The sequence below is a fragment of the Blautia sp. AM42-2 genome (genome assembly GCF_003480245.1).
Classification (GTDB): domain Bacteria; phylum Bacillota; class Clostridia; order Lachnospirales; family Lachnospiraceae; genus Fusicatenibacter; species Fusicatenibacter saccharivorans.
The window spans coordinates 40,026-52,557 of the sequence record NZ_QUIM01000001.1 but is presented as its reverse complement, the minus strand read 5'-3'; the positions used below and the strand labels follow the sequence as shown (position 1 = coordinate 52,557).

General features: G+C 49.1%; 12 protein-coding genes. 1 reads left to right on the top strand and 11 read right to left on the bottom strand.

Going from position 1 to position 12,532, the window contains the following annotated elements:
- Positions 1–8 precede the first annotated feature (8 nt).
- The 10 genes from DW915_RS00340 to DW915_RS00295 form a co-directional block, all read right to left on the bottom strand.
- Complete coding sequence (locus DW915_RS00340) at positions 9–1,256, bottom strand: 3-isopropylmalate dehydratase large subunit (RefSeq protein WP_055218295.1); 1,248 nt, start codon at positions 1,254–1,256, stop codon at positions 9–11.
- 18 nt (positions 1,257–1,274) lie between these two features.
- The gene (locus DW915_RS00335) at positions 1,275–1,766 is read right to left on the bottom strand and encodes a LeuD/DmdB family oxidoreductase small subunit (RefSeq protein ID WP_022462500.1); all 492 of its coding nucleotides are present in this window, start codon (positions 1,764–1,766) and stop codon (positions 1,275–1,277) included.
- Between the two features lie 45 nt (positions 1,767–1,811).
- Positions 1,812–3,062, bottom strand: coding sequence for a 3-isopropylmalate dehydratase large subunit (locus tag DW915_RS00330; protein WP_055218299.1), 1,251 nt, complete (start codon positions 3,060–3,062; stop codon positions 1,812–1,814).
- 5 nt (positions 3,063–3,067) lie between these two features.
- Positions 3,068–3,550, bottom strand: a complete 483-nt coding sequence (locus tag DW915_RS00325) for a LeuD/DmdB family oxidoreductase small subunit (RefSeq protein WP_055218301.1) — start codon at positions 3,548–3,550, stop codon at positions 3,068–3,070.
- A 139-nt stretch (positions 3,551–3,689) separates the two neighbouring features.
- Positions 3,690–4,334, bottom strand: a complete 645-nt coding sequence (gene pcp, locus DW915_RS00320) for a pyroglutamyl-peptidase I (RefSeq protein ID WP_022462497.1) — start codon at positions 4,332–4,334, stop codon at positions 3,690–3,692.
- A 48-nt stretch (positions 4,335–4,382) separates the two neighbouring features.
- Entirely contained in the window at positions 4,383–5,372 is a 990-nt protein-coding gene (locus tag DW915_RS00315) for a peptidase (RefSeq protein ID WP_243033763.1), read from the bottom strand.
- Between the two features lie 111 nt (positions 5,373–5,483).
- Complete coding sequence (locus DW915_RS00310; protein ID WP_055267081.1) at positions 5,484–6,437, bottom strand: DUF979 domain-containing protein; 954 nt, start codon at positions 6,435–6,437, stop codon at positions 5,484–5,486.
- Positions 6,438–6,449: 12 nt separating this feature from the next.
- Positions 6,450–7,148 (bottom strand): 5-oxoproline transporter, DUF969 family subunit, encoded by a 699-nt coding sequence (locus tag DW915_RS00305; protein ID WP_022462494.1) that lies wholly within the window; start codon positions 7,146–7,148, stop codon positions 6,450–6,452.
- A 97-nt stretch (positions 7,149–7,245) separates the two neighbouring features.
- The gene (locus DW915_RS00300; RefSeq protein WP_242857216.1) at positions 7,246–10,506 is read right to left on the bottom strand and encodes a M14 family metallopeptidase; all 3,261 of its coding nucleotides are present in this window, start codon (positions 10,504–10,506) and stop codon (positions 7,246–7,248) included.
- 320 nt (positions 10,507–10,826) lie between these two features.
- On the bottom strand, positions 10,827–11,822 hold the full coding sequence (locus DW915_RS00295; protein ID WP_022462492.1) for an asparaginase: 996 nt from the start codon (positions 11,820–11,822) through the stop codon (positions 10,827–10,829).
- A gap of 197 nt (positions 11,823–12,019) precedes the next feature.
- On the opposite strand from DW915_RS00295, the gene DW915_RS00290 reads away from it, so the two are divergent.
- Positions 12,020–12,202: a hypothetical protein gene (locus DW915_RS00290; RefSeq protein ID WP_055267083.1), complete on the top strand. Its 183-nt coding sequence runs from the start codon at positions 12,020–12,022 to the stop codon at positions 12,200–12,202.
- Between the two features lie 36 nt (positions 12,203–12,238).
- On the opposite strand, the gene DW915_RS00285 is transcribed toward DW915_RS00290, so the two are convergent.
- Positions 12,239–12,454 carry a hypothetical protein gene (locus tag DW915_RS00285; protein ID WP_055267086.1) on the bottom strand — a complete coding sequence of 72 codons (216 nt, stop codon included), beginning with the start codon at positions 12,452–12,454 and terminating at the stop codon, positions 12,239–12,241.
- Positions 12,455–12,532: the final 78 nt, after the last annotated feature.

Here is a 12,532-nt window from a genome sequence, read left to right as displayed (position 1 = left end):
AAGTTCGTTTACACTTCCGGCGTCACAATTTTTCCAGCTACTGCACATGCTGCCGCTGTCTTTGGAGATGCCAGATAAATTTCAACTTTAGAAGTACCCATTCTTCCAAGAAAGTTTCGGTTGTTCGTTGCTACAACACGCTCGCCGTCAGAGAGGATTCCGCCCGCTCTTCCGCAGCACAGACCGCAGCCTGGATGTGTAATCATGGCGCCTGCCTCTGCCAGTGTATCGAGAATGCCCATTTTGCTTGCCTGCAGATAAATCTTGCGGCTTGCCGGTGTTACGATCAATTTTACGTAGTCGGCTACTTTTTTGCCTTTTAAAACCTCGGCTGCCGCCTGCAGATCCTCGAGACGGCCGTTCGTACAGGAACCGATGAAGACCTGATCGATCGGGGTTCCCTCGAGAACGCTGGTATCACGGATCTTGTCTACCTGGGACGGGCATGCCATAACCGGCACAAAATCCTCGGCGCGGTAGGTGATGGTGCACAGATATTTTGCATCCTCATCGCCTTTTAAGCTCTTCTGATAGTCATTGAGTTCGATCTCGCAGTATTCTGCGGTCTTCTCATCCGGGGTAAAAAGTGCACATTTGGCACCTGCCTCGATCGCCATGTTGGCAATCGTCATACGGCTTGCCACGGTCATATTTTCTACGGTGCTTCCTGAGAACTCCAGTGCGCGGTACGTTGCGCCGTCTGCACCGAGGTCACCGATCAGACGCAGGATAATGTCTTTTGACATCACATTTTTCGGCAGCTCGCCTTCGATGACAACTTTGATCGTCTCCGGCACTTTGATCCACATCGTACCCGTTCCAAGGATGCTCGCCATCTCTGTGTAGCCGATTCCGGAAGAGAATGCACCGACACAGCCGTATGTCGTCGTGTGGCTGTCGGTTCCGAAAACAACGTCGCCCGGTTTTACGTAACCTGCCTCTGTCATTAACTGATGGCAGATTCCGTCGCTTCTGTGTACGTTTTTCATGCCGTATTTCTTTGCAAATTCATCGCCTTTGTGGAAATGTCTCGTATCGTCCACCTGGCTTGCCGGAACGAGGTGGTCGTAGATCAGAACGACTTTATCCGGGTCCCACAGTTTGGTAAAGCCCATCTCCTCGAATTTATCGCCGACAAACGGGATGAAGATATCATGAATCATGACTCTGTCCACGTTGACCGTCACAATGTCGCCCGGTTTTACGTCTTTTCCGGTGTTGTGGCGGATGATTTTTTCAATCACTGTATTGCCCATCGTTTCTTCCTCCCGCTCTTAATCCAATCCGTTGCGCTTGCGCATTGCCTTTACCAGGCCGCCTGCCTGAATGATATCCATCAGGTTCTCCGGCAGAGCTGCGATCGGGTATGTTTTTCCGTTGTAATCAACATGCTCATTCATCTTGACGGTGATGGTGTCGCCCTCTTTGATATCGTCGTGCAGATCCGGCTGCTCGATCAGAAGAAGGCCGTTATTGATGGAGTTGCGGAAAAAGATCCGGGCAAAGGATTTCGCGATAACGCAGGAAATGCCGAGCGCCTTGATGATCTCCGGTGCCTGCTCTCTCGAGGAGCCGCAGCCGAAGTTCTTTCCTGCCACGATGATGTCGCCCTTTTCAATCTGTCCGGCCAGTTCCGGGCGGAGCGGGGAAAAGCCGTACTGTTTCATATCGTCAATTGTCTTTAAAGCAAGATACTCGGTCGGGATAATGATATCGGTATCAATATCGTCTCCAAGCACCCATACTTTTCCTGTAAATGCTTCCATATGTTTATTCTCCCAAAAATATTATATATCCCTCAAAGAAAATGGTCAGATCTGATCTGCCGTCGCAATCTTTCCGGCAATTGCAGATGCGGTTACGGTTGCAGCAGAGCCCAAGTATACTTTGGAGCTTGGATGACCGGCACGGCCCTTGAAGTTACGGGTTCCGGTGCTGATCAGCACTTCGTTCTCGCCGATGACACCCTGGCAGCTTCCCCAGCAGACGCTGCAGTTCGGGTTCATGACGATGGCTCCGGCCTCCATGAAGGTGTCGATGATGCCTTCTTTTAATGCCTGGCGGTAGATCGTCTGGCTTGCCGGAACAACGAGGAAACGGACGCCCTCTGCGACTTTCTTTCCGCGGATGATCTCTGCGCCGACGCGGAGATCTTCGATTCTTCCGTTGTTGCAGGATCCAAGGAATGCTTCATTGATCGGCGTTCCGCAGGTCTCTTCTGCCGGAACAACGCGGTCTACGAAATCCGGTTTTGCAACAACCGGACGGACTTTGGAAAGGTCAAAGGTGTACTCTCTGACGTATTTTGCGTCCGGATCGCTGTGGAAGATTTCTTTTGGCTCTCTTCCGTGCTCTTTCAGGTACTCGATAGCTTTCTCATCTGCCTCAAAGATACCGGTCTTGGCGCCGGCCTCAACTGCCATGTTGCAAAGTGCCATACGGTCGCTGATGCTTAAAGTCTTTGCACCCTCACCGGTAAACTCCATCACCTGGTAGTTGCATCCGTTTGCGCCGACCTCGCCGATGATGGTGAGGATCAGGTCTCTCGCATAAACGCCCTCCGGCAGTTTTCCTACAAGATTGAATTTTACGCTTTCCGGTACGAGTACCCAGGAAGTTCCCGTTACCATGCCGTACAGGAAATCGGTACAGCCGACACCGGTTCCGAATGCGCCGAGTGCTCCGTAGGAACAGGTATGGCTGTCAGCCCCAAAGATCAGCTCGCCCGGGCGGACATAGTTCTCGATCATCACCTGATGGCATACACCTTTTCCTTCCCAGAAGTCAATGTTGTTCTCTCTTGCAAAATCACGCATCTTTTTCTGGGATGCTGCTGTTTTCGGGCTGTCGGACGGCACGTTGTGGTCGACGATGAAAACGAGCTTTTTCGGATCCGCAATGTGCGGGTGGTTTAATTTGTTGCGGTACATATCAACCGTCAGATGGGTGGTTCCGTCGTTGCTCATCAGACGATCCAGTGTTACGGTGTGGATATCTCCCGGCTTTACTTCCGGAACGCCGGCTGCAGCGGCGATAATTTTCTCTGCAATTGTCATTCCCATGGTTCTTACTCCTCCTCGCGGTTCAAAGAGGCAATCAAGCCTCCCTGATTCAGTATGTTCTGCATATATTCCGGCAGTTTGGTGCAGGTGTACGTTTTGCCGTTCACCTCTGCGGTTCCCTCGGACATATGGAGGACCATGGTGTCCCCGTCTTCTACGGCATCCGGCAGGTCTTTACAGACAATCGCCGGCAGACCGATGTTGATGGCATTGCGGAAAAATATTCTGGCGAAGGATTTTGCGATGACGGCCTGCACGCCGAGTGCTTTTAAGACGCCTGGTGCCTGCTCTCTTGAAGAACCGCAGCCGAAGTTTTCTCCTCCTACGACAAAATCTCCCGGTTTTACTTTTTTTGCAAAGTCCGGATCTAACGATTCAAACGCATGACCTTTCATCTCATCCAGATTCGGCAGAAGCAGATACTGGGATGCGATGATCTGGTCTGTATCAAGGTCATTATGAAATTTAAAAATTTTACCCTGTTCCATTTTCTTTCTTTCGTTCCTTTCGCATAAAAATTCTGACGAATCTTATTGTATCACAAAAGATATGGTTTGCAAAAGAGAAAATAGCAAAAAAAGCAGACCGCCGCACCAAAATTCCGGTACGACGGTCTGAAAGTCTGTTTTAGTGGGTAGTTCCCATTGCTTCTTTTACTTCTTCTTTGTTGGTTACGACTGCCTCGATGCAGTATTCCAGAGATTTTGCAATCGTTTCCAGCGGCATGCTTGCCATGGTGCTTGCTTTTCCGACTACCTGCTCGCATGCGAACGGTACGTGGATGAAGCCTGCGCGGATGTTCGGATATTTCGTCGCGCACAGGTGAAGCACATTGTACATGACGCAGTTGCATACGTAGGTGCCTGCGGTGAAGGATACGTGGCACGGAAGGCCGTGTTCGCGGACGTTCTGAACCATTGCTTTGACCGGAATCGTTGCAAAGTATGCGGTCGGGCCGTCTGCCTGCAGCGGTTCATCGGACGGCTGCTCTCCGGCGTTGTCCGGGATTCTTGCGTCTGCAAGGTTGATGCCGACTTTCTCTACGGTTACGCATGCGCGTCCGCCTGCCTGTCCGACATCGATGACAACGTCCGGATTGTGCTCTTTGATGGCTGCTTCCACACAGGAAATACTTCTGGTAAACTCGGTCGGGATCTCAACTTTTACGATCTCTGCTCCGGCGATGGTATCCGGCAGAAGTTTGATAGCCTCGAATGCCGGGTTCACGCTCTCTCCTCCAAATGGGTCAAATCCTGTTAATAAAACTTTCATCGTCTTTTCTCCTTTTGTCTCTTAATTTTTGTCTCCTGGTTCTGTCCTTTAGTATAACACAGGCTCGGGTGCAATAATCTTTCCCCGGTCCATAATCTGACGGTTATCGGTAAAAATATCGGGTTCCCGGCAGACCAGGTCGAAGTGGCCTTTCGCATTCTGCACGCCGCCGAGCGCGATATTGCGTCCAAGCCCTACGTGGAAAGTTCCATACGCGGATTCATCCTCAATGTAGCAGTTGCCGAGGCAGTTCGAGCACGAATTCAGTCCGATGCCAAGCTCTCCTGCGATATAAATCCGTGGATCGAAATATTCCTCCATGTACTTCTTTAAGCGGATGCCGGTCTGTGTCTCCTCGATATCGACGATTCTGCCGCCCTTGAAGATGATTCTCGTCGGCTCATCGGCTCGTCCGATGTATCCCAGCGATCCGTCGAGCACCATAATGCCCTCTGTCTTTGTCTCCTCGATCGGCACATAGACCTCAATACTTGAGGACGAATAGCCTTTTCCGTCTCTTAATACGCCGTTGAAAAATCCCGGATTGCGGTTCTCTTTGTAGAACATCATATCCGTTCCTGCCGGTGTCGTCACATGCACTTTGCCGGATGAACGGAGATACTTCATAAACAGCTTTGCCATCATGCGGCTCTTTTTCGTGTCCATCAAAAGGAAATCGAACTCCAGAAGACTTCTTCCGTCGTTCGTCGAAAGCGGAAGCGACAGAAACTTTTTGTGCTTCTGAATCGCACGCTTCGCTGCTTTTGTTGTCACAAGCGAATACTCGGTCGCTGCAATGATCGCAGTGTAGGGATCAAAGACCGCCTCGTTATCGTCGAAAAAGATGCCCACATGGCGTCCTTTATTTTCAACAATCAGTGTGTTGACGGACCGCGCTTTTTTCCGCGCCTGCATTTCCAGCGCTTTCGCCTCCGCCTGATGCTCCTTTGATGTCACAATCAGTACTTTATCCCACGCTTTTACTCTTACCCATTCGTGGATGATGATCCGGGCCCCCCGTTCCATGTTCGGTGTCATTTGTTTCTCTTCCTTCTCCTGTCATATCTAGTCGACCATTTTACGGACGTTAAGGCCACCGCCCTTCCCTTTCGGAAAATACGATGACCTTAGTTAGTCTGTCCTGACGATTTACTTTAATACTATCATATAACAGATCTGGAATACAAGCATAATTAATCCAACCAGCACCTGATTTTTGATTACGCCCCAGCGGTCCTTCATATTCAGGATTGCAACCGGTACGATATTGAAGTTTGCTGCCATCGGAGTCATTAAGGTTCCGCAGTAACCGCAGGTCAGTGCGGTCATACCGATGACTACCGGATTTGCACCGTATGCCAGTACGAACGGAGCACCGATACCAACCGTCATAACGGTGATGGCTGCAAATGCATTACCCATGATCATGGTGAACAATACCATACCAACGGCATAAACGATGATACCAATATTAACATTTCCTTTCGGAACAACTTTCTCTACGATCTGTGCAATAACCTCACCAACACCGGCTGCAGTAAAGACACCGCCCAGGCAGCCAAGCAGCTGCGGCAGCATACTGAGCGGTCCTGTAAGGGAAAGGAAACGCTCGGAATCTTTCAGGAAAACCTGCGGTTTGTTCTCTTTCGAGTCGTATGCAACCAGGAAAATAATGGCTACGAGAACACCAAGTGTAATCGCGATCATGGAGCTCATATTGGAGAACAGTGAAAAAGCAAGGGAAAATACAGCAACACAGAATGCCGGAACGAAAATCTTCATTCCAATCTTCTTAAACTGTGCTTCGGTGTGTGCTTTTTCCGGTGCGTTTGTTTTTCCAACCTTTACTTTCTTGAAGATCGGCGGCAGACACATAATAATAACAAGGACACCGGAAACCTTGGCCGGAAGCCAGGTGCCAAGTGCTGTAACAATACCGAACGAACACCAGAAAATGGCTGTTCCGATTCTGGACGGATTTTCTTCATCCAGAAGGTTTTTAATGCCCGCGTAGATTGCAATCAGGCCAACGAGAATCCATACAATATTTAATCCGGCCGTATTAAATGCGGCTGGAACCTGTATAACTTTTAATGCGCTCATCTAGTGTTCCTCCTATTTCTGTGCCTTTTTGCCGGCTGATTTTTCATAGTATTTTTTCGAAATCCGATTGTCTTTTACAATGATATAGACACAGGAAACAACCAGTGAGAATAATGCAACCGGAATTTCAACTGCCGCAAGGTCAATCAGGCTTACTTCATAGCCAAGACCGGCAAGTGTCGTCTGTACCAGAATTCCACCGGCACCGCCGACAAACAGAACCTGGAAGAAGAACCAGGTGAAGTTCTGCATTGCTGCTGCAAGTCCTTTGACTTCTTCTAAGTGCTCTTCGTTTACGGTACCTTCTTTGTTCTCGATCGCACCTTCTGCCATCGGAAGAAGAACCGGACGGATGAATCCGGCAACACCGCCGAATCCTACGTTGAATGCACCGAACAGGCCATTTAATACGCCGTATACAGCGATCAGCTTGCCGGCTGTTGCACTCTTAACTTTCTTAATCAGGTTTGCTGCTGCTTCACGAAGACCGTTTCTTTCAAGCGTACCAGTAACGAGCAGGATCATCATGAAGATCGCCATGCTTCGGTTCGCTACGAAGTTGGTTCCGATGGTCTCAAGAAGACCGCCGACGCCAAGGCCACCAACGATCCCTGTCGTAATCAGCGCCAGGAAAATGATGAGGATTGAATCCAGTTTCAGCGCGAATCCGACGATAACGATTAACACGCCAAGTAATTTGATGAGTTCCATACCTAAACTCCTCCTTAAATAAAATGTAGTTTTTTTTGGATACAGACTGCTCCGCACGCTCGTGCTTTCACAACCCTGTATCCTGTATTTCTTCCAGTTACCTAGAGACAATCATCGGTCTCTTTCGTATGTAACTGGTCAAAATCGTTCCATCCTGCTCGGTAAAGCGGCAGTCCATAACGTTCCGCGCCTCCATGAGCATCTGTATTGTCACTTCGTCGTGCGCCACATGAGCCCGCGCACACAGGTTCAGGTATTCTCCCTGTGCCGTTTCATCCGCAACCTCGCTCGTATAAGCGACGGTTGTAATCCACGGATAGCGGATCGACGAATATCCATGCGCCGGATTCGATTCATACGGAATCCAGTAATTGATCATTTCTTTATAATAATTGGCCGGAAACAGTTTCGGCATCCACGCATGGGCATATTTTTCAAACTGTGCACTCCACTCCTGGTTCAGTGCTTTCATCTCCGGATACGCTGCAATCTTGTCTGCGATCACATCCTCCATGACCTTATTCACATCATAGTTTCCTTTGTATTCCGGATTCATTACATACCAGAAATAACCATATAAGAGCGATCTCGGAAGCCAGAAACCTTTGTAGGACGGGGAGGTATAACCAGAAAACTGCTGCTCCCATTCGTGGCTTGGCACACCGTGGTTATCCACCATCATATCCGGTGCATATTTCTCGTAAATCCGGCTGATGCCCATCGCTTCGCTGTGAATCGTATCCTGCTGGAAATAATGACGGTAAAACTCTTTTCCAAGAGAATTGAATCGCGCCACATGGAATTTCCACGTCGGATGCTCCTTCTGCAGTTCGTAGTGAATCGCTGCACCGTCCACGTTTTCCATCGGGATCAGGATCAGATTCAGCTTATCCGGCAGCTCTTTGTAAACATCTTCTGTTAAAAGTTTCTTCAGCAGCATAAACGATGCATTCGTTGAGGCAACCTCGTTTGCATGGTGTCTTGCATTGATCACCTCGCTCGGCACTCTCGCCAGACGCTTTGTCAGCGACAGATATCCCTCGTACTCCGGTTTCAGCCAGACTGCATAGAGCTCGCGGCCTGTATAGGAAACAGCAATCCGGAAGACCTCGATACCCGGAACTTCTTTCAGCTCCTCAATGATCTCCCGATACGTATCGTATCCGATCAGTTCGTGCTCATGCAGGTTGATGTTCTCGATCCGTTTCGTCTTTGGCTTTTCTTCCCGCTCCGGAGTCTGTGCCGCATACGATGCGCCGCTTTCTGTTTCAAAGACAAGCGCTGTTTCCGCAGGAACACAGCTGCATTTTTCAAGAACACCTTTCGACCACAGCGCTGCGTATGCTTTTACGGTAGCCTCTGCTGCGCCTTTCACTGTGATATGGAAATTCAGCTCTCCGTTTTCCCACGAAACTGCGGAAATCCAGGTTTCGACTTCACTTCGTTTTCTCTCTGCGGCAGCGGTCTCTCCGTCTTTTGTGATGCATGCCGCATCTTTTAACGGCTCTGTCAGCGTAACGCGAAAAACCGGCCGGCCCTCTTTCTGATGGATCACCGGCAGAATCAGGCCCGGTGCATCCAGCATCACGCCGGCTTTCTGAATGCCGTAATTTTTAAAATAATCACCGCCCACAAAATACATGTCCTCATGGAGTGCATCAAGCGATGAGATCAGATCCTCACGGGAACCGGTCGGCTCGTCCGGCTCGCTTACCGTAATGTCCATTCTCAGTTCGTGGAAGAACGGCTGCATCTCCTCCGCAACGGTTCCGCCCGTTTTTTCCTCGATATAGCGGCGGCAGTCCGGAAGGACTTCGCTCTGGTAGACATCCCAGATTTCTTCCAGATCGGTGCGGACTTTTTTGTCAAGAATGGTCTTGCCATTTACTTCTGCTTTTATATAACCGGTCGACGGGTGAACTTTTCCCATCTGCGGGTATTCATTCATATACGGACGCTCCGACCACGCGGCCTTGTACGCATCCTCACAGCAGACGCTGTTTTCTTTGCTTCCCTGGCAGAGATATGTGATGTCATCTTCTCCCTCATAGGCTTTGAATACGACATTTTTTCTCTCGATACCGAGCTCTTTTACCAGAAGATCCTCGATCGGGTACAGCTCCTGCAGATAACGGATCGGTAAGTCGTACCATTTGTCCGGCGTCTCGGCACTCAGGTTGTGGTAAGACGGAATGGCTCCGTTTTCATCATTCCATTCCGTCTGGCCTTCTGGGAGAAACGGTTTGAAATAAACGGTAACCGTATCGGCTCCGGCCTCTTTCAGACGCGGAAGCATCTCTTCTGCCAGCCAGGAATAGCCCTGTTTGTAGGCACAGTAAATCGTTGTCTGTTCCGGCACAGCGCCTGCTTCGCGGATTTTTGCATCGATCGCTTCGCACATCTTCCGGCGCACGCTCTCGGTCTCGCTAACTGCTCCGGTGATTTTTACGGTGCTTCCCTCTTTGAGTTTCGGATAGACTTCCGTTTCCAGAAGTTCTTCAAATACTTCGACCTCCCACGGGAATTCATATACTTTCTCGTACATTTTCTGACCGGATTTGTAATTGTAAACTTCTGCATCTCCGGCCTCTTTTTTCTGCTCTTCGCTCCAGCGCGGCGATCCGTAAACCGCATAGGCGCCGCTTTCTTTTTCCTGTAAAGCTTTCAGTTCGGCAAGCTGGCCGTCCTCTCCGCGTAGGATAAAATCATCCACCATGTCCATCAGGAGATCTTTCCAGCTTCTCTCACCGCAGATCTTTGGAAATGTATTGCAGAGGCGGGCGGTGAATGCGGTCAGTGCTTCGCCGTCTCCGTGCAGATACACTTTTACGCCGTCACAGTCTGTCTCTCCAAGGACCAGTTCTGTCTGATCTGCTTTTTCAAAAATAATCTGATTTCCCTTGTAACCCGCCCCGGCAAGAATGGTTCCTTCGTATCCTGTCGTCTCCATCCCGAAACGGTATGCCAGATCACACGCTGCAAGAAACATAGCATCGCTTGCGTCCTCTGGAAGCACCAGTTTTACATCGAGTGCATCCGGGAGGAAATCGTGATTCTGATCTTTTAAAAACGGACCTTTTTGGAACATTTTTTCCAATCCTGTTTTTTCCCGGAAATCCAGGTCGTAAACCGGCCCGATGTGGTCCGAAGCCGCCTCATACCCCTCCGGGGCTGCATCTGCTGTTTTCTTCCACAGCTTCCGGAATTCTTCTTTTGTTTCCGGTACCGGGATTTCTCCATCCGCGGCTGCAACAGGAAACACTGCCGTCTCTGCCTGGAAACCAAGAAGCAGCGCCGCCTCAACGGTGTTTCGCTTCTGTTCTTTTGTCATATCTGCTGTAAACCTTAACCGTTTCATGCATGCACCTCCGAAATCGTTATCGTTCACACATATATTGTAACTGTAACCAGCGGTTGGATTCGTCATCCAAAATCCGCCGTTTTCCGCACTGCATCATGAACTCAATTCTACTAAAATGTTCAAAAGATGTCAACCCGCTTCTGATTTTTCTATGAAATTTGCACAATTCTTCCAATAAAAACCAATTTTGCGTCCGTACTGTCTGAAAATTTTGTGGAAAATTTCTTTTTCCTCAAAAAGAAAAAGAGGCGTTCACAGCCAGCAGAAACATTTCTTTCCTGCGGACCGTGACAGCCTCTTTGCCGTCTTTCTTTTTCTTATTTCCAGACCGTATCGTAGTTGATCGGTTTATAGAATGCTTTTTCCCGGCTCTCATGATCATCCGGACGGTTGCCGAGAAGCCACATGGTTTTAGTTGCGACTGCCTCCGGGGTCATATCGTATGACTCGAGAATGTTGCACAGGGTTTTCATCTCATGGCCGACTTCATAGACGGTCATATCGCTTCCCTCGTGAGAAACCTGGGTACACATGATGATGAGTTTTTCCGGGTACTTCTGGCAGAGCTCGTAAAACGGCTCCTTGATGCTCGCCGGAATACCGCCGACACCGAAGCTCTCCACAATGATCGCATCGTAGTGCTCAAAAATCGCCGGAAGCAATACCGGGCTGATTCCCGGGATCAGTTTCAAGAGAAAAACGTTATCGCTTAAGTTTTCATAAAAACGAACCGGCTTTTCATACGGCAGCATCGGCAGATACCGCAGAATCCGGCGGTCCTGTATTACCGCAAGGTACGGGAAATCGATGCTGGAAAAGGCATTGTAGCTCTTCGTCCGCACCTTCTTCGCGCGCGTTCCCGCGATGACTTTTCCGTCGAACACAATCTGTACACCCTGGGATGCATCATCACAGGCGTAATAAAAGCTGTCGGACAGGTTTGTCTTTGCATCCGTGATATCCAAATTGATCGGCCGCTGTGCTCCGGTGATGACGATCGGCTTTTCCGAATTCTGAATCATATAGGAAAGCGCCGCCGCAGTGTACGCCATCGTATCAGTTCCGTGCGCGATGACGAAACCGTCGTAATCCTCGTAATGCTCCTTCACCACTTTCACCAGCGTGCTCCAGTTCTCCGGAACCACATTCGAGCTGTCCAGATTAAACGGATTCACCGCCGTAATCTCACAGAGGCCTTCCACCTCCGGAATATAAGACAATAACTCCTCCGGCGTAATCTGCGGAGTCAAACCATTTTCCGTCTTCTTCGAAGCGATTGTGCCACCAGTTGCGATAAATAAAATCTTTTTCAATGTAAATCACTCCTGTTTTCTCGTTTGATAACAAGTTTTCTTTATCTTAGCAGACTTTGGGGACGGCGTAAATGATGAATTTGAAAATCGAGAAACCAATCCTTTCCATTGACGCGAAAAATTCCGTTTGCTATACTGAATTTTAGACACAGAAAATCCTTATCTACGAATTTTACATTCAGAAAGCCAGGCTTCCTATGAATCATGAAAATCATCCCGGTCATCCATATCTTTATTCTTTTCTTCTTGTTTTCGGTCTGACGCTGATCTGCGCTCTGCCTGCGGGATCTTCGTATCGATCGGAGCGTGAAAAACAGGAAGCTGCCGAACAGCGCAGAATCCAGGAGCTGCATAATGAATTTCTGACTCAGAAAGATTAAACACATGTTAAACATACATGAAACGCCCTTTACCGGCTACGCCTTCAGCAGCACCTTCTGCCCGCAGACTGGGATTTCCTCGAGATACTTAAAATACCACTTCTTCCTCCGCGCCGAATACCGCACCACCACCGGAATCCAGCAATTTTCCACTTTCAGATACACACACTGCCCGGAAGCCACTTCCACCTCGCCGTTCTGCTGCTCTACAAATGCACGGTTTTTCTTTATTTTTACAATGCCTTTCGTCATAATGATCATCCTTTCTGAACGGGTTTGAAAAGATACTCTACCTGTATTGTATGCAGAGGGGATAGGAAATTTCCACTT